Origin of the sequence: Micromonospora sp. NRRL B-16802, from assembly GCF_001279555.1 — a bacterium.
GTDB lineage: Bacteria > Actinomycetota > Actinomycetes > Mycobacteriales > Micromonosporaceae > Micromonospora > Micromonospora profundi.
This window is the reverse complement of the sequence record NZ_LGEB01000046.1, coordinates 73701-91844: the sequence shown is the minus strand read 5'-3', so window position 1 is coordinate 91844 and position 18144 is coordinate 73701. Positions and strand designations below refer to the sequence as shown.

20 protein-coding genes and 1 tRNA gene are annotated in these 18144 nt (G+C 68.2%); 10 read left to right on the top strand and 11 right to left on the bottom strand.

Features of this window, described 5'->3' with window-relative positions:
- Window positions 1-27: 27 nt before the first annotated feature.
- Window positions 28-1206, bottom strand: coding sequence for a sensor histidine kinase (locus ADK66_RS06860; RefSeq protein WP_053653042.1), 1179 nt, complete (start codon window positions 1204-1206; stop codon window positions 28-30).
- 277 nt (window positions 1207-1483) lie between these two features.
- On the opposite strand from ADK66_RS06860, the gene ADK66_RS06855 reads away from it, so the two are divergent.
- Complete coding sequence (locus tag ADK66_RS06855) at window positions 1484-2488, top strand: hypothetical protein (protein ID WP_157552305.1); 1005 nt, start codon at window positions 1484-1486, stop codon at window positions 2486-2488.
- Between the two features lie 38 nt (window positions 2489-2526).
- Here ADK66_RS06855 and ADK66_RS06850 read toward each other — a convergent pair whose 3' ends face one another.
- The gene (locus ADK66_RS06850; RefSeq protein ID WP_053653040.1) at window positions 2527-3420 is read right to left on the bottom strand and encodes a septum formation family protein; all 894 of its coding nucleotides are present in this window, start codon (window positions 3418-3420) and stop codon (window positions 2527-2529) included.
- Between the two features lie 304 nt (window positions 3421-3724).
- Here ADK66_RS06850 and ADK66_RS06845 point away from each other — a divergent pair, with 304 nt between their 5' ends.
- Genes ADK66_RS06845 through ADK66_RS30605 form a run of 3 tightly spaced genes read left to right on the top strand, consistent with a single transcriptional unit; the run spans window position 3725 to window position 5144 of the window.
- Window positions 3725-4198 (top strand): hypothetical protein, encoded by a 474-nt coding sequence (locus ADK66_RS06845; RefSeq protein WP_053653039.1) that lies wholly within the window; start codon window positions 3725-3727, stop codon window positions 4196-4198.
- Window positions 4191-4409 (top strand): helix-turn-helix transcriptional regulator, encoded by a 219-nt coding sequence (locus ADK66_RS06840; RefSeq protein WP_053653038.1) that lies wholly within the window; start codon window positions 4191-4193, stop codon window positions 4407-4409. Before ADK66_RS06845 ends, ADK66_RS06840 begins: the two co-directional genes overlap by 8 nt.
- A 36-nt stretch (window positions 4410-4445) precedes the next feature.
- Window positions 4446-5144 carry an NAD(P)-dependent oxidoreductase gene (locus ADK66_RS30605; RefSeq protein WP_082377274.1) on the top strand — a complete coding sequence of 233 codons (699 nt, stop codon included), beginning with the start codon at window positions 4446-4448 and terminating at the stop codon, window positions 5142-5144.
- On the opposite strand, the gene ADK66_RS06825 is transcribed toward ADK66_RS30605, so the two are convergent.
- The 3 genes from ADK66_RS06825 to ADK66_RS06815 form a co-directional block, all read right to left on the bottom strand.
- The gene (locus ADK66_RS06825; protein ID WP_082377273.1) at window positions 5050-6048 is read right to left on the bottom strand and encodes an alpha/beta hydrolase; all 999 of its coding nucleotides are present in this window, start codon (window positions 6046-6048) and stop codon (window positions 5050-5052) included. The genes ADK66_RS30605 and ADK66_RS06825 overlap by 95 nt on opposite strands.
- Before the next feature lie 30 nt (window positions 6049-6078).
- Window positions 6079-8031, bottom strand: coding sequence for an AfsR/SARP family transcriptional regulator (locus ADK66_RS06820; protein ID WP_231639938.1), 1953 nt, complete (start codon window positions 8029-8031; stop codon window positions 6079-6081).
- Between the two features lie 224 nt (window positions 8032-8255).
- Window positions 8256-9434, bottom strand: a complete 1179-nt coding sequence (locus ADK66_RS06815) for a hypothetical protein (protein ID WP_157552303.1) — start codon at window positions 9432-9434, stop codon at window positions 8256-8258.
- 366 nt (window positions 9435-9800) lie between these two features.
- Here ADK66_RS06815 and ADK66_RS06810 point away from each other — a divergent pair, with 366 nt between their 5' ends.
- Window positions 9801-10349 carry a TetR/AcrR family transcriptional regulator gene (locus tag ADK66_RS06810; RefSeq protein WP_053653034.1) on the top strand — a complete coding sequence of 183 codons (549 nt, stop codon included), beginning with the start codon at window positions 9801-9803 and terminating at the stop codon, window positions 10347-10349.
- A 53-nt stretch (window positions 10350-10402) separates the two neighbouring features.
- Here ADK66_RS06810 and ADK66_RS06805 read toward each other — a convergent pair whose 3' ends face one another.
- Entirely contained in the window at window positions 10403-11269 is an 867-nt protein-coding gene (locus ADK66_RS06805) for an alpha/beta fold hydrolase (protein WP_082377271.1), read from the bottom strand.
- A 124-nt stretch (window positions 11270-11393) separates the two neighbouring features.
- Between ADK66_RS06805 and ADK66_RS06800 the strand changes: the two genes are divergently transcribed.
- Window positions 11394-11921 (top strand): cupin domain-containing protein, encoded by a 528-nt coding sequence (locus ADK66_RS06800; protein ID WP_053653033.1) that lies wholly within the window; start codon window positions 11394-11396, stop codon window positions 11919-11921.
- 1160 nt (window positions 11922-13081) lie between these two features.
- The gene (locus ADK66_RS31340) at window positions 13082-14062 is read left to right on the top strand and encodes a hypothetical protein (RefSeq protein WP_157552301.1); all 981 of its coding nucleotides are present in this window, start codon (window positions 13082-13084) and stop codon (window positions 14060-14062) included.
- A gap of 130 nt (window positions 14063-14192) precedes the next feature.
- Here the strand turns inward: ADK66_RS31340 and ADK66_RS06795 are convergent, their stop codons facing one another.
- The 4 genes from ADK66_RS06795 to ADK66_RS06780 all read right to left on the bottom strand — a co-directional run bounded on the left by ADK66_RS06795 (window position 14193) and on the right by ADK66_RS06780 (window position 17043).
- Complete coding sequence (locus ADK66_RS06795) at window positions 14193-15380, bottom strand: hypothetical protein (protein ID WP_053653032.1); 1188 nt, start codon at window positions 15378-15380, stop codon at window positions 14193-14195.
- A complete protein-coding gene (locus ADK66_RS06790; protein ID WP_197281440.1) occupies window positions 15377-15859 on the bottom strand; it encodes a DUF4365 domain-containing protein in 483 nt (160 codons plus the stop codon). The genes ADK66_RS06795 and ADK66_RS06790 overlap by 4 nt, the downstream gene beginning before the upstream one ends.
- Before the next feature lie 232 nt (window positions 15860-16091).
- Window positions 16092-16808, bottom strand: a complete 717-nt coding sequence (locus ADK66_RS06785) for a TIGR02391 family protein (RefSeq protein ID WP_082377270.1) — start codon at window positions 16806-16808, stop codon at window positions 16092-16094.
- Between the two features lie 10 nt (window positions 16809-16818).
- A complete protein-coding gene (locus ADK66_RS06780; protein WP_053653030.1) occupies window positions 16819-17043 on the bottom strand; it encodes a winged helix-turn-helix domain-containing protein in 225 nt (74 codons plus the stop codon).
- Window positions 17044-17262: 219 nt separating this feature from the next.
- On the opposite strand from ADK66_RS06780, the gene ADK66_RS06775 reads away from it, so the two are divergent.
- From ADK66_RS06775 to ADK66_RS30600, 3 genes are read left to right on the top strand one after another with little or no spacing between them, the layout of a single operon-like run.
- Entirely contained in the window at window positions 17263-17445 is a 183-nt protein-coding gene (locus tag ADK66_RS06775; RefSeq protein WP_053653029.1) for a hypothetical protein, read from the top strand.
- Between the two features lie 14 nt (window positions 17446-17459).
- On the top strand, window positions 17460-17609 hold the full coding sequence (locus tag ADK66_RS31335) for a hypothetical protein (RefSeq protein WP_157552299.1): 150 nt from the start codon (window positions 17460-17462) through the stop codon (window positions 17607-17609).
- Window positions 17606-17959, top strand: a complete 354-nt coding sequence (locus tag ADK66_RS30600; RefSeq protein WP_082377268.1) for a hypothetical protein — start codon at window positions 17606-17608, stop codon at window positions 17957-17959. The genes ADK66_RS31335 and ADK66_RS30600 overlap by 4 nt, the downstream gene beginning before the upstream one ends.
- Window positions 17960-18033: 74 nt before the next feature.
- Here the strand turns inward: ADK66_RS30600 and ADK66_RS06765 are convergent.
- A tRNA-Arg gene (locus tag ADK66_RS06765) sits at window positions 18034-18106 on the bottom strand.
- Window positions 18107-18144 lie beyond the last annotated feature (38 nt).

Genomic DNA, 18144 nt, shown 5'->3' with positions numbered 1-18144 from the left:
ACGGTGTGGCCCGCTGGCACGTCGAGGTCAGCCGACACGTGGCCACTCCAGTCGGATCCGGGTGCCCGCGCCGGGCGCTGACCGCACGTCGGCCCGCCCGCCGACCGCTGCCATCCGGCCGTGGATCGACTCGCGCAGCCCGTACCTGTGCGGTGGGACGGTGGCCGGGTCGAAGCCCGGGCCGTCGTCGACGATCTCGGCCACGACGGCCATCGCGTCGCGGGTCAGCCGCAGCACGGCCCGCGCGCCGGGAGCATGCCGGTCCACGTTGGACAATGCCGCGTAGGCGCTCTCGGTGATCGCGTCGGCCACCCCGGCGGGCACCGCGCACGCCGCCAGGTCCATGTGCACCCGCAGCTGGGGCAGCCGGTCGGACACCGTCCGCAGCCGACCGTCCAGGGACACCGGGCCGTCGCCGGGCGTCGGGCCGCTGTCGGTCAACGCCACGAGGGTACGCAGGTCGGTGGCGCACCGATCGCGGAACGCAACGGACGGGCCAGCCACCGCGCCGAGCCCCACCATCGTCAGCGTGCCCAGCACGGTGTCGTGCAGATCGCGGTTCTGCTGGCGTTCCGCCTCCCGTGCGGCCCGCGCGACCATAGACTCCCGGGTCAGCCGCTGGTGCTCGGCGAACGCCAGGTCCGCCCGACCGATCCGGCGGCGCATCACCCCGGTCACCAACGCCGTGACGCCCGTCTGCACAAGCAGCGTCGCGGCGTGCGCCCGCGCCTCGGTGACGTTGCCGGCGGCCTGTGCGCCCACGACGTACGCGGCGGTGACCAGCAGCCCTCCCGGCACCGACCAGCGGGCGGGAGCCGTGGCCTGCGCGTTGATAACCGTGGTGCTGGCCAGCACGGCGATCCAGCTGCCCTCGCCGGGCAGCACCTCAGGCGCCACCATCTGGGGGATGAGCAGGCACGCCGCAACGGTGACCACGATGTCGCCGACGGCCAACACCCGGGTGATGCCGTGGCGCAGCGCGCGAATGCCGTAGAAGAGTGACCAGCCGGTCAACACGGCCACGCCGGGCCACAGCACCGCCGGCTCGACCGGTGGGGTACGCACCGACAGCGCCACGGCCGCACCGACGAGCCCGCACGTCAGCCGCAGCAGCGCGGGCAACGTGGTGAAGATGAGGCCGAACGCGCCACCTGCCGGGTTGTCCAGCGAGGGGGGCGGCACAGTGGGGGCGGTTAACGCCGGCATCGGGGGGTGTCCCTTCCGACAACGACCCGGTGCGGGTCCGCACGGCGGAGATCGACATCGGAGAATAGCATGCGGACGGTGAGTGTTCACCCACCGTCCGCATGGTGTCATTACAGCGTTGCTCTGCGCTATCGGCCGTTGATCCCAGCGGTCGCCGTGCGGATGGCGAAGACCGCAGGCCGAGGCGGGTCTGTCGCTCCGACGCACTACCTGTTCCAGTGGGAACCCGGCGCCGTCACCGCCCGTCAGAGTTGGTGACAGAGGGGTGGTGGGCGGGATGCGCTCGCGGGCAACGATAGTGGCGGCGGCGCTGCTCGGCGCGGTGCTGAGCGGTTGTGCAGGCACCGACACCGGGCCGGACGGAGTGGATACTCCCGGCCCCGCCCAGATCGTCGACAAGTGGACGTCCTGTGCCGAGGACGCACCGCACGCCGGCGCCGTGCTGCCCGCCCCGCCCCCGCCGGGCGGATCGGCGTCCCCGGTGCCGGACGAGCCAGCGGCCGGGCGCATCGACCCCGCGTTCACGCCGGTCACCGCTGTGCTCTGCGGACAGCAGATCCGGCCCGGCCCCGCCGGCGGCACGGAGCAGGTGGCCACCGAACGACGCGCCGACGACATCGACTCCCTGCTCGCCGCGCTGCGCCTACCTGACCAGCGCGGCGACGAGGAGGTCGCCTGCACCCTCGACCTGGTCATCCCGCCCTGGGTGGCGCTGCTCGACCAGCAGGGGCGTTGGCTGCGGCCACACCTGCCTGTGGACGGGTGCACCAAGCCCCGTCCGGAGGTGCGTGCGGCGTTGGACGGGTTGCGCCTGACCACTGTCGCCACACGTACCGTCGGGCAGGTCGTATCTCCGGCGGCCGAGGCCGCAGGCTGCGAGCAACAGTGGTCGGACATGGTCTGGGCGGAGGGGGCCGACGGCCGCCCCGAACCGCCCGCGCCGGGCGCCGTCCCGGACGCCGGGCCGCTGCGGCTCTGCGTCTACCTGGTGCCCGCCCACGAGCGGGGCGGCAGCAAGCCAGCCGGTGACTTCGCGTACGGCGGGGCGCTGCCGCCCGATCGGCAGGCGAACATCCTGCGGGCGCTTGCCACGACCCGGCCGGCGAAGCCCTGCGGCACTCCGGCGTCCCGTTTCGCTGTGCTCCGACAGTTGGACGGCAGCGGAGCGGAGTCGTACGTCGAACTCGACGGCTGCCGGCGGGTCCTCGTCACGCCGCTCGGCGGTGGGTCACGGCTCGGGCAGGGCGACGCCGCGTTGACCGCGCTGCTCGGGCCGATCTGAGCCGTCCCCTCCGGTCGCCTGTCGGCGCGGCCACGACTTCAGCGGATCGGCAATGCCGCCGGGCCGCCGTTGGCGATCGACCGCTTGACCGTTTCGCCGCCGGACCAGAAGTAGCAGCGCACACCCCGGTCGCCGCGCGCCCACAGATTGGGGGAGGGGAGGCGGTACGCCGTTCCGGTGCGGTAGCGCAGGTTGGCGTCGTTGGGAACCTTGGCGTAACGGGCGACCATGGTGCGGCAGGCGGGATGGATGGCTGCCTCGTCGCGGACGGCGTCCTGGTAGGAGCGGTCCGGGGCGGTCCAGATGCCGACGTACTCGTACTGGTGCGCGGTGGTGCAGCCAGCCGGTCGCAGCCGGCCCCACTCGTCCTCGTTCATGCAGCCGTACGTCAGCGGGGAGCGGCTGCCCACAGCGTTGCGCAGCGTGCCGGCCCGGTGGATGGCCCGGTCGGTGTCGCCGTTCGCGCCGTCCACCTCGTCAAGTTCGAAGATGTCGCACCGGTACCACCGGCTGCCGCCCGCCCAGCCGGCCGGTGACGTCGGAGCGACCTGCACGGAGAGCCGGGCGCTGCGCCACTCACCGCCGACGAATTCCTTGGCGCGGGTGTCGCAGTCGGTGAAGATCGGGCGCATGGCCGCCGACTCCACCGTCGGCGGGGCGCTCCGCTCGGCCAGGTCGCCCGTGAAGGTGCCGACGTGGAACGTCTCCACCAGGTGCGTCTTCGCGCAGTCCACAGGGGCGTAGCTGCTCAGATATGCGCTCGGCTCGGGGATGACATGGCACTCGCCGGCCTGCGGCGAGAACTGCTTGGCCTGGGCCATCGGTCGCCAGTCGTCGGCCAGGTCGCCGTCCGTGCCGGCCGGCGTGCCGCAGCCCGCCAACCCCACAGTGATTAACGCAGCCGCGAGCGCTGCCGTGAAATGCCGTCGCATGTGAAATCTCCCCGTGGCCCCCGTGCCGACGCGCGCAGCATATGGCACCGGAGCGACGAGCAGGCACCGGTTTCCGGCCAGGTTCGCGCTACCCCGACCAGTCACGTGGACGTGAGATGCCGGACCGCCGCTCGCCTCGATGGACGAGGGTCAGCGGCGGTCGCGGCGCGTCCTCGGCGGCGGGTCAGCCGGCGAACTCCCGGCGCGTGCCGCTGCGGGCTCCGTGTCGAGGATGATTGACGTGATGTAAGAGATGTTTTACATTGGGCCATGTAAACAATTCTTGACACGGGGGGAGTGGGTGATGATCCGCGACGCCAACCGAGAAGACCGAGTCGCCATGACGTTCGGGCAGCGGAACGCATGGGTTTCGGCCATCGTCATGCCTGGGGCATCCATCGCGTACCTTGGCGTGGTCCTGCCCCGGCTGGGCGACCGGCCCGCCGCGGAGGTCTCCTGGGTGGGGCCGATGCTGTGGACGATCGGCGCGACGATCGTCGGCACCATCGTGGGGACCATCCTCGTCTCGATCGCGGCAGCCGTCGCCAACCGGGACGTGGAGTCCAAAGGGGACGTACGAGACAAGCAGATCGACCGCTACGGCGACCGCCTGGCGCAGGCCATCACCGCCTTCGGCGGCGCTGTCGTCCTGGCGCTGGTGATGTTCGAGGTGGATCACTTCTGGATCGGCAACGCCCTGTTCGTGATCGGCGCCATCGGAGCGACGTGGGGGGCCATCGCGAGGATCCGCGCGTACCACGGTGTCTTCAATGGTTAAACCGACCCGCGTCACCAACCGGATCCGCGCTCTTCGGTTCGCCAACGACGAGATGACGCAGGCCGACCTGGCCGAGCGCGTCGGTGTCACCCGGCAGACGGTCATCGCCATCGAGCAGGGGCGGTACTCGCCGTCGCTGGAGATGGCGTTCCAGATCGCCCGGGCGTTCGGCGTGCCACTGGACGAGGTCTTTCAATACCCCGACGAGTAGGCGAATCGGGGCCGACATGGCAACGAGAGGACGATCATGAGCAGTCGTGGCAGGTCGAAGGTCTGCATCGTCGGAGCGTCAGGAAAACTTGGCAGGTACATGGTCCGGCACGCGCTGGACAAGGGCTACGAGGTCGTCGGCGTGTGCCGTGCGGGCAGCGTGGACAAGCTGGACGAGTTCAAGGGCCGAGTCACAGTCGTCGCGGGGCCGACGAACGATCGTGCCGTCATCGAGCGGGCGGTCGCCGGCTGCGACGGTGTGCTCACCGTCCTGGTCCCCTGGGGTGTGCACGGCTACTCGACGGGCACGGCGCGGGCGGTCCTGGACCACGCCGACCCGGGAGCACGCCTGATCTTCTCGTGCGGCTGGCACATCACGCGCGACGGCCAGGACGTCTACCCGTGGACGCTCAGGGCGTTCGTCGCAGTTTTCGGGGTGCTCGCGCGGCTGGCCCGCTTCGCCGATATCCGCGACCAGGTGAAGGCGTGCCGGCAGATCTTCGCCAGCGACACCCGGTGGACGGTCGTGCGCGGCAGCGACCTCGAGGAGGGCGACAGCCAGGGCCTGCCCGTCTGGAGCCGGCACGTCGGGGATCCCGTGCTCAAGAGCAACATCACGCGCCGGGTGGATTTCGCCCTGTTCATGGTGGAGGCGCTGACGAACGACGAACTGGTCCACGAGGCACCGGCGATCGTCGGCCGCCGGACACCCTCGGCACTGGCTGCGACTGCGTGATCCGGTCGCGTAGCCAGGAGTTGACATCGTTGAGCGCCGTACCGGCGATTGCCGTGGGGTGGCCTGTGAAGCCGTGCGGTGACTCGGGGTAGATCCGGACCTCGACGTCGTTGCCGGCCGCCGACAACCGGCCAGCCATCGTCAGGTTGTCCTCCAGTAACACGTCTGCGCTCCCGATGACCAGCAACGTCGGGGGCAGTTCGCGAAGGTCGGCGTAGACGGGGGAGATGTCGGGATCGGTGCGGTCCTCGACGTGGCCGACGTACGCCTGGATGAAGTACTCGTCGGCGATACGGCGACCGGCCGGGGTCCGCGCGCTCAGGTCGTAGGTGCCGAACTGGAGCGCGGCGCCGGTGAAGCAGTCGACGACGCCCCTGTCTCTCAGCCGGAGCACTGTCGCCAGGGCGAGCGTCGCTCCGGCGGAGCTGCCGCCGATCGCGAGTCGGGAGGTGCCGAAGCGGGCCTCGGCCTCCTCGACGAGCCAGAGCGCCGCCGCCTCGCAGTCGTCGGGTGCGGCCGGCCAGGGATGCTCGGGCGCCAGCCGGTAGTCGACGCTGACAACGGCCAGGCGCAGGGCATCGGCAAGCGCCCGGTTGCGTTCGTCCCGGTGCGCGGCGGAGTCCAGGTAGAAGCCGCCGCCGTGGATGTCCAGGTAGACGCCCTGCGGCGGGCCGTCGACAGGGGTCAGGATCCTGACGGGTACGCGCGCACCGGCGGCGTCGATCGTCTCTGCGACGGCGGGTGGATCGGCGGCACGAGGAGCGGACCTCCGCGCCCGGACCTCCTTCAGCTCCTCAGGCGAGCGGGGGCCGTGGCCCGCCCGCCTCGACCGGTAGAAGGCACGGGCCTCGTCGACCTGCTCCGCCGGCACGTCGACGAGCAGTGCGTCCAGCGCGAACCGCACCCGACCTCCTCTCTGGGCTGCGGCTCCACGCTATCGCCGACACGCCGCGCCGGATGCGCCGCACACAAGCAGCCGCTGGTGCCGGGCGGGCCGCCCATCCCGCTCACCCGTTGGATAGTCGAGTTCGGCGAGGCAGGAGCCGTAGAACCGCCTGAGGGCTGCCCGACGTTCGTGGGCGCTGTGCTGCCGTATCGCCCGGTCGTGGGCGTACCGGTGCAGCAGGTCGTGGAAGGCGAACCGGTCCGGGGCGTGCTCCTCGATGAGATGCGCGGCGGCGAGCCGTCCGAGCAACTGCTCCGCCTCGGTGAGCGTGATCCCGCTCAACGCGGCGGCGGTCGCCGTCGAGAAGTCTTCCCCGGGCGCGAGGCCCAACAGCCGGAACAGCCGCTGGGCGGCCGGCGGCACCGTCTCGTACGACAGGTCGAACGCCACCTGGATGGCCGCTTCGTCGTCGTCATCGGCGGCGAGCGCGGCGAGCCGGTCCTCGGTGCGCAACTCGGCCACGAGATCGGCGACGCGTCGGTACGGCCGGTGCGCGAGGCTGGCGACCGCGATGCGCAATGCCAGGGGCAGGTACGCGCAGAGGCTCGCCAGCTCGCCGACCGTTTCCGGCTCCGCGCGGGCGCGCTCCTCGCCGAGCAGCCTGGCCAGCAGTGTGCCGGCGTCATCGGGGGTGAGCACGCCCAGCGTGAGGCGGCGGACACCCTCGCGGGCGGCGAGCCCGGCGAGTCGGTCCCGGCTGGTGATGAGCACCAGGCAGCCCGGACCCCCGGGCAGCAGGGGCCGTACGTCCTCCGCCGAGCGCGCGTTGTCGAGCACCACCAGCATGCGTTTGCCAGCCGTCAGCGACCGGTACATCGCCGAAGCGCCGGCGACGTCGATCGGCACCTCTTCCGGACGGACCCCGAGCGAGCGCAGCAGCACCCCCAGCGCCTCGACCGGGCGCAGCGGCGGCTCCGGGGCATAGCCGTGCAGGTTGATGAACAGTTGCCCGTCGGGGAACCGGTGCGACACCTGGTGCGCCCAGTGCACCGCCAGCGCCGTCTTGCCGACCCCGGCCGAGCCCGCGATCGCCGCGGCCGACGCCGGCGCGCCGACCTCCGGGAGCAGCAGGTCCAACTCGGCAAGCGCCTGCCGTTGGCCGGTGAACATGGCGACGTCCGCCGGAAGCTCGTGGGGCACGGCGACCGACCGCGCCACGGTCTCATCCACTGGTGGTCGCCAGGCCAGCGACTCGTCGCCGCGCAGCATCGCCCCGTGCAGCGTACGAAGCAGCTCACCGGGCTCGACGCCGACCTGTTCGGCCAGCAGCCGGCGGACGCGCTGGTGGGCGCTCAGCGCCTCGGCCCGCCGCCCGGACCGGTAGAGGGCCAACGTGAGCAGCGCGTGCAGGCCCTCCCGGTACGGATGTTCGCCGGTGAGGTTTGTCAGCTCGGGCACCAGTTCCCCGTGCCGGCCCAGCGCGAGGTCGAGCTGGATGCGGCGTTCCAACGCGCTCAGCCGACGCTCCTCCATCTGCGCGGCGGCGGTTTGCAGCAGCGGAGTGGACAGCCCGTCGAGGGCGGGGCCACGCCACAGCCGCAACGCCGCGCCGAGAGCCGCGCGGGCGCCGGCCAGGTCGCCACCGTCCGCCAGGGCGTCCGCGCGATCGACAGCCTCGTCGAACTGGCGCAGATCGAGCTGCCAGCCGTCGAGGTTGAGCTGGTATCCCGAACCCCGGGTGGCGATCAGCTCGCTATCTGCGTGTTCGCATCGTAGGAGACGACGCAGGACGCCCACCCGGTTCTGCACCTGGGCACGCGCGCTGCTTGGCGGGTCGTCTCCCCAGGCGGCGTCGATCAACCGGCGGATCGACACAACTCGACCAGTGTCCAGGAGCAGAGCTGCCAGGATCGACTGGTTACGGGCACCGCCGAGCGCCACGCCGTTGTCTCCGGCATGGGCCTCGACCGGCCCGAGCATGGTGAACACCTTGATTCTCATCCGTTACCCCCGTACCGGATCATCAGTAAGACGTGCAGCCCTCCTTCGCAGGCGCCTCAGTGTCCACTGTGCGACCGACTTTCGCTTGCCCGGACCAGATACGTCGCGCGTTGTCCTCCCGGCACAGAGAGGCCGGCGTCGGCCGCCTGGGGGGAGGCGACCGACGCCGGTGTGAGTGGGTGGATGTCGACCTCAGCCAGCGGTCGTCGCCGGCCGAAGTGCCCTTATGCCGCGGCCGTGACCTGGGTGACGATGTTGCTGGTGGCGGTCAGGGTGCCACCGGTCTGGGCGCTCCACCACTTGAGGCGGCCCTGGTAGGCGGTATTCGGCGCCAACCCGGCCCGGTCGCAGGTGACGGTCTCCGGGTTTCCGGACACCGACCGGCGCGGCCCCTCCAGGAAATCCCCGCCGGCGGCCAGCCAGGACGCACAGGAGACCCAGCCGGTGGCCTGTCCCGGATCGACCCGGGTCGACCACTGGATCGACGTCGACGTGGGAGCCGCGGGACCCGCGGAGGTGGTCATGGCCGGCGGGCCGGCGAACAGTGAACCGCTCACCGCATCCCGCCACGCCTGGATGCTGCCGGAGTCGCCGATCAGGTCGTACTGCGGCCAGCCGGTCGCGTCGAAGTAGGTGACGAACCGGGCGTCAGCAGTGTTGCGCATCCACCTGGCGATCTCGCGCAGCATCGCCGGCCGGTTCGCGTGGTCGTCCACGCCCAGCTCCGCCACCGCGTACGGCTTGCCCTCCGACCGGGCCGCCTCAAGACCCGGGCGCAGCGCGTTGTGCGCCGCCATGGTCTCGGACTTCGTCACGTCGAAGCCGTAGACATCCCAGGCCATGACGTCGACGTACGCCGCACCCGGGTAGTAGTCGCGCCAGTTCCGCCCGCTCTTCGGGTCGAGCGTCCAGTCCATCAGGATGGTGGTGGCGTACAGGCGCGAGTTGTTCGCCTGGTCGGCAAGGCCGGCGATGCGCTGCCACGCCGCCCGGTACGCGGCGGCCGTGAACGCGCCGTCGCGGATGTCGTCCTCCGGCTCGTGGAAGTAGGTCCAGTAGATGTCCCGGTCCTGCGGCGCGTTGGCGAACCAGGTGCGCAGGTAGTCGTCCGCCGAGCCGGTCAGGATGACGTCGGCGTCGTACTTGAAGGACACCACCGTCGAGCGTCCCGGAGTGTTGAGCTTGGCGTCGGTCCACGCGCCGGGGGCACCCGGGTAGAAGACCCGCAGGATCGGCAGCGTGCCGTAGCGGGCGTCCGCCGCCGCAAGCGCCTGGTTGAACGTCTGCCCGGACGGCTGGTGCACCGACGATCCGAAGAGCGTCGGGGTGCTGGCGCTCGCGGGCGCCTGCAGGCCGCCCAAGACCACGGCAGCGGCCGCCGCTGCGGCGACTAGTCGTCTCAAGATTCCTCCTAGGGGTGGTTGGCGAGGTCGGGCGGCGTCCCCGGTCAGTGGACGACGGGCTGGCCGGCGTCGATATCCCGCCCGTGCCATTTCGCCGGTGAGGGGGCCGGCCCGACAGTAGAAAGAGATGCTGGGTCGAATCGTGGAGAAGCCGGGCTCCCCGCCGAGGCGCGGGACCATCGACTGACGCCAGTCTCCGAGGGCAGGCCACACATTCGTCATGGAACGGCCATAGCCCGCCCTGGGGCGTGCGGTGCGACGCGCCTACCGGCGGAGCTGGCCCGGTGCGAGGGCTCGCGGCCGGGGCGATGGCGAGGAGGAACCTAGTATTCGGGTCATGACCGCAGCGCGTCCCGGGGACCAACGGTGAGTCGCGCTCCCCGCAGCGACGGCCTCGCCAACAGGGAGAAGATCCTGGCGGCGGCGTTGCGGACGTTGCAGCGTGACAGCACCGCTCCGATGGCGGCCGTCGCGCAGGAGGCCGGCGTGGGCGTCGGGACGCTCTACCGTCATTTTCGCGACCGCGACGCCCTGCTGGTAGCCCTGGAGGTCCGTTCCATCGGCATGGTGCTGACAATGCTCGACGAGGTGCTCACGCGCGGGCTTCCGGGCATCGAGGCCGTGCGGGAGTTCCTGATCGGCACGGTACGGCACGGTTCCGAGCTCTTCCTGCCGCATCACGGCGCCCCGATCACGACCGATCCCGAGTATCGACGCCTCGACCGGCTCGTGTGGGAGGGCGTCGGTCGGATTGTCGAACTCGGCGCGGCGGACGGAACGCTACGGCCCGATCTGACGGCCCGCGATGTCATCATCTTCGGCTCTCTGATCGCAGTGCCGATGCCTTTCGCGGGCGACTGGCCCGAGGTCGCGGGCCGCCAGATCGACCTGTTCCTCAGGGCTGTCCGCGCTTAGCCGTCGGCTGGCTTGCGGCCAGGCCGCCGGCCCTCACTGCCGCGTCAGGGCTGTCATTGTTGCGCCAGGAAGGCGAGCAGACGCCCGGCCAGTCGCGCCGGTTGTTCCTCGGCCAGGAAGTGGCCGCTGCCGGCGATGACCGCCGCGTCGGCGTGCGGTGCCACGGCGCGCAGGCTGGCGGCGAGCCGGTCGCCCACTGCCTGATCCCCGCCGACCGTCAGGACCGGCATGGTGAGCCGGTTGCCGGCGGCGACCCAGGCCGCATTTGCCCGCCCGTCGTCGAGCAGCGTGCGGTAGTGGCCGAAGCTCGACCGCAGTCGTTCTCTCCCGCGATACGCCTCGGCGTAGCGGCTCACCTCGTGCGCCGCCAGAGGGTTGGTGTCACCGGCGAGCTGGGCGTACCAGAGGTCGAAGAAATCGTCCTCGTGCCCGTCGAGCAGCAACTCGGGCACCTGCGGGGTCATGAACAAACCGAAGTGCCAGCGGCCGCCGTGGGCGACGTCCATTGCCCGCTCCAGCCCGAGGCCGGGCACGGCGAGTTCCATGAGGGTGAGGCTGCGTACCTCATCGGGGTGTCGGCGTGCCCAGGCGAACGCGACCATGCCGCCGACGTCGTGCCCTGCCACGTGCGCGGCAGGCCCCAATCCGAGGGTACGCAGCAGTCCGCGGACGTCTTCGGCCTGGTCGTCCTTGGCGAAGCCGGTCTCGGCCGGCGCTGAGCGGCCGAGACCACGCAGGTCGGGAACGACGACGGCATAGCCCGCCTCGGTGAGCGCGGGCAGGATCGGCAGCCAGCAGTCGCCGGTCTGCGGCCAACCGTGCAGGAGCACGAGCGGCTCGCCGTGGCCTCCGTGCAGGACGCTGAGTTCGGTGCCGTTTGTGGTGATCGTGCGTCGGGTGAAGCCGGGCGCCACGCCCATGTTTCCTCCAGCAGTGAGCCCTTGCTTATGCGGACGATATATTCCGTTTAACGCCGCCGCCACCCGGAGAAAGAGGAGGCGTCGGCACCGACCGCGAAGCACCACGCCAGAAAGGACATGCGGCATGACCAGCTTCGACCGCGCTGCCCCCGCCATCCCGGACGACGACCCGACCCGGACGCTGACCATCGCGAACCCCGACGACCCGGCGACGACCTGCATCTCCCTCGCCGGGGGCAACTACGCCATGCTGATCACCGGCAAGCAGACCAACGGGCAGTACTGCCTCATCGACATGCGCGTCCCCGACGGCGGTGGGCCGCCCCCGCACCGGCACGACTTCGAGGAAATGTTCACGATCCTCGAAGGAGAGATCGAGTTCACCTTCCGCGGCGAGAAGCACACCGTGCCGGCCGGCTCGACAGTGAACATCCCGGCCAACGCCCCGCACAACTTCCGCAATGCCTCCGGCGCACCCGCCCGCATGCTGTGCATGTGCACACCAGCAAGCCAGGACGAATTCTTCCTGCGCGTCGGCGACAAAGTCTCCGGCAAAGACGCGCCACCACCGCAACTGACCGACGAGGAGATCGCGGAACGACGGCGGCGCGCAGTCGAACTGGCTCCTCAGTACCGCACCGAGATGCTCTGACCGCTACGAAGGCGGGAGTCGAGGCGATCGACGGGCTGGCCACGTGGAGTCGGCGGCCAGCGGTGGTGGAGGTGCGCTCGGCAGGATTCGAACCTGCGGCCTGGGATTAGAAGAAGATCGCGGATGGCTGGTAGATGTAGCCTGCCGCTGCTCAACTGATCTGCCGCTGTCGGGCTGCGTCGGCTCTAGCTGAATGGCTTGGCTGTACGGATGGCTGTACGGCGGCTCTTGGATGCAGGGAGGGGACTGGTGCGGGGGATCTACGAAGGTGACCAAGTGGCTCTCAGGCTGAACCGCGGTGAGGTCGGCCGCCTGGCGGCCGTCTTGGCGGAGGCGACTACTGGTTCGTCCCGTGCCGAGTTCTTCATCCGGGTCGGCTGTTCGCGGCCGAATGTTGAAGCGCTCGTGCAAGCGCTTGAGGAGCTGGCAGCAGGTCGATCGACTAGCTTTGAGATCCAGTTGGCGGCAGGGGTGGAGCGAGAAGAGAACCCACTGCGGCCGAGGCAATGAACGTGCACCGTCAGTTTGGAAGGTCGAAGATCACGGCCGACAAGGACCTGGTGGGCAGGGCAGCCGCAGGACGAGGGGACCGCTCGTGCCCGCTGGTGACCGTCGGGGGTACGGGCTACTGGCACGTGGAGGCACGGATGCCCTACGCATTTACGAGAGCACGTTGCCCACTTCGGTCTAGCTGCCCGAACCTCCTTCTGGCCGGCGGAAACCCGGCTACTGACATGAGTCTGGCACGCGACCGCTCAATACGTAGTCTCGGGCGGACTGCGCGACTCTGGGTAGGCGTGGAGCGGGCGACTGTGCGGGATGTTCTGCCGAAACTGGACGGGTCGCGAGGGTCCGTAAGCGCACTCGACGTCTAGACTCAGCGAGTGTCCGAGGATAAGTTCCTAAAACAAAACACGTCGGGTTCGGTCGAACCTTGGGGAGTGCTGTGTCCCGTTTCTGAACCGGCGGTTGTCGGGAATTCTCACTCCGGAGAGAATTGGCGCTGCCCTAATTGTCGGTCGCTGTTGGCGCAATCCGTGCAATCACGCCAACTCCTTGACTTGCTAATTAAATGTCATGGCTGCGCAACAGTTGCTGTCTCGCCTCGGCGCATGCCGGGGTACCCGATACCGGGTCAATCACTCTATTTTCCTCCGGCGATGTACCGACTGGAGGTCCCGATCGAAACCGACAGTCTCGGCATGTCGGCGACGCTATTCGGCCAGCAGGCCCGGGATGGGTACCTTACAGAGACAGGAAAGGGAGTTTCATTAAATTTAGAGGCGGGCAAATCGCAGGAGCTCGACGCCTCGTTTTTGCGAGACCTTGCGGCCACGGCAGCGGGTTTTCTCGGGGAGGGTTATGAGATGCTGCGCGCCGCCGACGAGCGGGGGATGAAATCTTCCACGCCTCCACCGAGAAGGCATAGGCTCGTTGAGCTGATTTCGTATGCCGAGCACGCGAGCGAGCTCCTCAGCCGTGCAGGAGCGCCTGAGCGTGTGGAGCTGAGCGCCGATTACCTTTGCGAACTACGTGCAACCACGACCGCGTTCGATCGATGGCGGCATCATCCCGCCTGGCCGCATCTTGTTGCGACCTTGGGGACTGCCACGGAGGGGCAGCACAGCGTGATGATGCTGACGCTCGCGAGCTACTTGGTTGACGCGGATAATGGCGTCGGTATCTTAGCCGATAATGCGACCTCCGGGCGAATCGCTGACCTTTGGTTGGAGCCGTCAGTTAAAAAGCGTCTCGAACTCGAGGTCAAGACTCCTCTGATGTTGCGTGGTCCAATATCGGCACCCCTGATAGACAGTGATGCCGAGGGGATGGTGACGCGGCTACTCAAGAAGAGTGCTGGACAATTAAACCGTGATCACGACGGCGTACTGGCGATTGGCGGCTTCCATCTCGGACCCGGCACACTTGAACGTATCGTCGATGCGGGTACACGAGTCCTCGGTAGAATGGTCCACAGGAAAGCGAAACTTGCTGCTCTGGTTGTGGCGGAGATCGGCGCAGCTCTTACGGAAGCGGTTGATTCCAGTGGAGCCACGAGCGTCTCCTTAAGTGCCGCTGTTAAGACGAGAGTGGTCCAGCATCCGGGGTATCGAGGAGATCTTAATCTCCGCGATCAATAATTGACGGCGGCAGGCCAGGGCCGAACGCGAAGCCGCACGGGCGATCGGCGAACCCGAACCGCCGGTTTACGGGTCGAGTGGCGGTTGATGTCCGCTGGCGGAGGAGTTCGATTGGACGGCTCGCGTCTGTCTAGAACAGGGGCTGATCGAGGTCGTCGTCGCTGTCATGCTCGGCAGGGTCAGGCTCCACCACCGAGGGGACCTCAACGAGGTCGATCTCTCGCGGGTCGTACAGCCAGTACAGCCGTCCCTCCTTTTCCTGCCGGCCAGACAGGCGCATCGCAAGCCCCTCTCGGAAAGCCTGGATTGCTTGGTCGTACAGCTCTTCAGGTAGCCGGACCCGGAGCTTCTTGGCTTGCGAACCCTCGATGACGTTCAAGCGAATCACGCCCGCAGTGCCCGGCCTGGGCCGGTCAAGCAGGGTCACCGTCCCGAGTGCTGTGACACCGACTGAAGGCTCGGTCCGGGCGAACCGGGTACTGGCGCTCTCAAGAGCAACGACATCCGATGGCTCGAACTGGACGTAGGTCGGACCGGGTGCATCTTCCCGCCAGTCCCGCCACTCCACGCCGACCTCGGCCCCGTCTGAGTTGGCGACAAGCCGAGCTAGGGCCTGCGTCAGCTCATATGAGACCCCGTACTGGACTGCTTCATCGAATGCGGCGCTGGATGATGTTCGGTTGAACTGATCTGTTGCTTCCCGGGTAGCTTCCAGACTCGACACCAACGTGCGCGTAACCTCACGGCCTGTCAGGGCCTCGCCGAAGCCCGGCAAAGGTACGTCCACCCCGGCAATGTCGCCTACGGGAGTTAGCGCCGTGACGACATAGCTGCCTATCTCCGTCTGCCCCATGCGGACACTGTTCATGTACGCCTTGGCAGAGGTCCAATGTTTGTTTCCGAAATACTGGGTCTTCTCCCGCTGAGCCTTGGCAGCCGCTTCGAGCAGGCGAGTAGACGAGGCGATCAGTGATTGACCGGACGACCAGGGAATCGTTCCATGTGGCGTAGGCATCTCCTTGCGGAATCGGACAAGGTCGCCGATGCCAACATCTAGTCTGGTGAGCATCCGCTCATAATCTAGACCGGATATGTCACCGACGGCCGCGACTGCGTCGGTCAGCAGATTCCGAAAGTCGGCATGCCCCACGTCCAGCGGAACCACAACACTCTGACCGACGGTCGGTGGGGCTAGTCGCAGGTACAACCCTTCGCGCCCGCCACGGATCGTCCAGCCCTGGCGCTGTAGATAGGCCACAGTCTGACTCGGGCTGATCCACGAGCCGTCCAGCGCCACGGCGTCCATCGGGATGGTCATGCTCGACCACCGGCTCCGATGCGTCGCATGATGTCGCAGAGAGCGAACTCGTCAAAGACCTGAGACGTGGGAACCCTAACTACCGTCTCGTCCCTGCCGGTAATCGGGTGTCCTTCGAGGTTCCGCCAATAGCAACAATGGCGGAGCATCATGTGGTTGGAACCCACCTCGATCCACTGCCCGATGTCGCGAGGCACCAGCATGGCGATCAAGATTGTTGAAGTGATGACGGGCGAGTGCGCCAGGCGAGCTAGCTGACTGTTTGGCAACGAGATCGGAATCGAATCCAGATCGCTTGCGGGCGCGACCTGATATGTACTCTTCAGTTGGACCCGGAGATCCACCTCGAAGTCGTGAAGATGCTCGGTCGATTGATGGCTGATCTTCCAGTCAATCCCTCGATCCCTATTGGGTTTCGAGAGGGAGCAGCGGGCCGCCGCAGCCACGGCATGTAGGTATGCCTCTTGAAGGGTCTCCATGCACTGCTTCTGATCCAGGTCCCCACGCAGTGGAGTTGGGTCATCAACAGCGACAGACATGGCTCCCCCTACAGTCCGGAGCGATCATTGTGACGCTCCGTCGCATGTAGATCTACCCACCGAAAGGTCGAGACTAAAACCCGACAGCAGTGGTGTCCACACTGACTGACCGTGAACCGGAGGTATCGGGGCCGCCTGCCTGGTGGCGGGCGGCTCTGATCGCCGCGCCCGGCTACTCGGTCTTGAGGATGTCGCTGTGCTCGTATCGGAGCTGCGTCAGCAGCAGGCTCCCGAGGCCGAGCACGCCGAGGGCATACCGCTTGGCGTCATCCCGCGTCTGGATCCGGTGCCGGTCGACGTTGCTGAGTGCCTGGGCGAAGCCGACACCGAGCGCCCGCCACCCCTCCCGTTCGCTGGCCTGACGGCCGAGCCGGTAGTCGCTCGTGTCCCCGAACACTTCCGAATAGAGCTGCTTACCGATGAGGTTGTTGCCGTTGCGATCCTGCGGGCTCCCTGCCCATGTCCGGATGTGGCTCTCTACGAAGATCGCCGTTTGGCTGGCGACCTTCCCCCACTCCTCATCCTCGACAAGACCCTTGACGTGCGCCCATAGGTCCGGGTCGTATGCGTGCTCGTCCACTGGTTCGTCCCCGCCAGTGAGGCCGAGCTCGTAGATGGCGGCATCGATCAGTCCGATGGCCTTACGGACGCCACCCCGGCGCGCATCCTCGTAGTGGGACCGCTGCATTCCACCGAAGGCGACGGTAGGCCAATACTTGACCTCGTCGAGGCTCTTCACGATGTGGTTGTCCTCGCCAAGGGCGCGAACGAATATCAGTCGAACTCGGGGCCTCCACGAGTCCAGCGCTGCATCGCGTCGGAAGAGGTCAGCAGCTTCGGCCTCCGCCTTGAGCTTCGTCAGTTCCTCGATGGCAGCAGCAGGGCGCATGGATGTGAGCCTACTTCTCCCCTGCGACATAGACCCCGCGTCCCGGCTGCCCCACGACCAGATCCCGGTCGTGCAGGAGTGAGACGGCGCGGTACGCGGTGGCCACGCTGACGTCGAACTGGTCGGCAAGCTCGCTCGTGCTGGGCAGCTTCGTCCCCGGCGTGAGCTCGCCGCTCTTGATCTTCGCGGTCAGTTCGTCGGCAATGCGTCGATATTCAGCAGGTGCAGAGGGCATGGCTTCGTTCCCTTGGTTCGGCCCTGCCATCTGACCACGTACCAACCATCGTCAGCAAGTGATGCAAGAGGATCACGCGGCGTAGCTTTACCTACGTCAGATAGTGACGTAGTTTGCTCGTGGCTGCCCTTGGTTCGGCAAACGGAGGTCAGCCCCGTCAGGGCGGCGTGGATCCCGTCGCCCTGACGGTCCACCGTGGCCTGATCGCCGGGAGCTCCGATGAACCGGATCCGCTATGACGACTACCTGATAGCCACCGCGATGACGCTGGCTCGCCGGCACCGACCGATCTGGAGTTGGAAGCGCTGGCGCAGGGTGTGCCGCTGCGGCGGGGAACTGCTCTGCCGAGCCCGCCACCGCATCCCGATCAACCGTGGGCACTGGCCCGGCGGTGAGTCGTGATCGAGGTCCGCCAAGTGCCGTTCCTGGTCGAGGTGGCCTGGTTCGTGATCGCTGACCACCACGTGGAGCCCTGCCACCGGTGCCACCCGGACGGCTGGTGCCCGCGCTACGTGGCAGCGCGTGGCCGGCTGCTGGCTTGGCGGCTGGCCGGTGGTCCGCGATGAGCCCGCAGCTACCGAAGGCCGGCGACCTGGTGCACGTGACCCGCGCGGCCAGCGTGCAGTTCGTCAACCCGATCATGTGCCGAGTCATCCGGGTTCTCGACTGGATCACTTATGACGGGTGGTGCTGGCTCGACGTGTACCAACTGGACGCCAAGGGCGACGCGGTCGCCCGACGATCGATCTTCGTGCAGCCGGCCGGGCTACAGGTGCAGCGCCCCGCCCCCACGCCCCGCAAGCCGACGCGGTCGGCTGCCATCCCGAACGTGCGCCAAGATCGCCGCCCCGCCGGGGTGCCGGCCACCCCGCAGCGCCGGGCGACGCAGGCTCGGCGTACGGCTGGCCACGGGTGACGCGGTGGGGCCGAGGTGGGTCCGGGACAGGTCGAAGATCAGAGGCTAGGGTTGTTTCACCTGGCAGATATAGGTGCGCCCGGCAGGATTCGAACCTGCGGCCTTGGGATTAGAAGTCCCCTGCTCTATCCGCTGAGCTACGGGCGCGTGGCGTGGATGTCGCGCCAAGAGGGTACCGCCGCCCC

What these genes read in the sequence shown, in the direction of transcription:
- ADK66_RS06785 (WP_082377270.1), bottom strand. Translation starts at nt 16,808, where the DNA reads ATGCGCCCTGCTGCTGCCATCGAGGAACTGACGAAGCTCAAGGCGGAG.
- ADK66_RS06780 (WP_053653030.1), bottom strand. Translation starts at nt 17,043, where the DNA reads ATGCCCTCTGCACCTGCTGAATATCGACGCATTGCCGACGAACTGACC.
- ADK66_RS06795 (WP_053653032.1), bottom strand. Translation starts at nt 15,380, where the DNA reads ATGACCATCCCGATGGACGCCGTGGCGCTGGACGGCTCGTGGATCAGC.
- ADK66_RS30605 (WP_082377274.1), top strand. Translation starts at nt 4,446, where the DNA reads ATGAGCAGTCGTGGCAGGTCGAAGGTCTGCATCGTCGGAGCGTCAGGA.
- ADK66_RS06850 (WP_053653040.1), bottom strand. Translation starts at nt 3,420, where the DNA reads ATGCGACGGCATTTCACGGCAGCGCTCGCGGCTGCGTTAATCACTGTG.
- ADK66_RS06790 (WP_197281440.1), bottom strand. Translation starts at nt 15,859, where the DNA reads ATGGAGACCCTTCAAGAGGCATACCTACATGCCGTGGCTGCGGCGGCC.
- ADK66_RS06820 (WP_231639938.1), bottom strand. Translation starts at nt 8,031, where the DNA reads ATGAGAATCAAGGTGTTCACCATGCTCGGGCCGGTCGAGGCCCATGCC.
- ADK66_RS31340 (WP_157552301.1), top strand. Translation starts at nt 13,082, where the DNA reads ATGTACCGACTGGAGGTCCCGATCGAAACCGACAGTCTCGGCATGTCG.
- ADK66_RS06860 (WP_053653042.1), bottom strand. Translation starts at nt 1,206, where the DNA reads ATGCCGGCGTTAACCGCCCCCACTGTGCCGCCCCCCTCGCTGGACAAC.
- ADK66_RS06775 (WP_053653029.1), top strand. Translation starts at nt 17,263, where the DNA reads ATGAACCGGATCCGCTATGACGACTACCTGATAGCCACCGCGATGACG.
- ADK66_RS06805 (WP_082377271.1), bottom strand. Translation starts at nt 11,269, where the DNA reads ATGGGCGTGGCGCCCGGCTTCACCCGACGCACGATCACCACAAACGGC.
- ADK66_RS06845 (WP_053653039.1), top strand. Translation starts at nt 3,725, where the DNA reads ATGATCCGCGACGCCAACCGAGAAGACCGAGTCGCCATGACGTTCGGG.
- ADK66_RS30600 (WP_082377268.1), top strand. Translation starts at nt 17,606, where the DNA reads ATGAGCCCGCAGCTACCGAAGGCCGGCGACCTGGTGCACGTGACCCGC.
- ADK66_RS06800 (WP_053653033.1), top strand. Translation starts at nt 11,394, where the DNA reads ATGACCAGCTTCGACCGCGCTGCCCCCGCCATCCCGGACGACGACCCG.
- ADK66_RS06840 (WP_053653038.1), top strand. Translation starts at nt 4,191, where the DNA reads ATGGTTAAACCGACCCGCGTCACCAACCGGATCCGCGCTCTTCGGTTC.
- ADK66_RS06855 (WP_157552305.1), top strand. Translation starts at nt 1,484, where the DNA reads ATGCGCTCGCGGGCAACGATAGTGGCGGCGGCGCTGCTCGGCGCGGTG.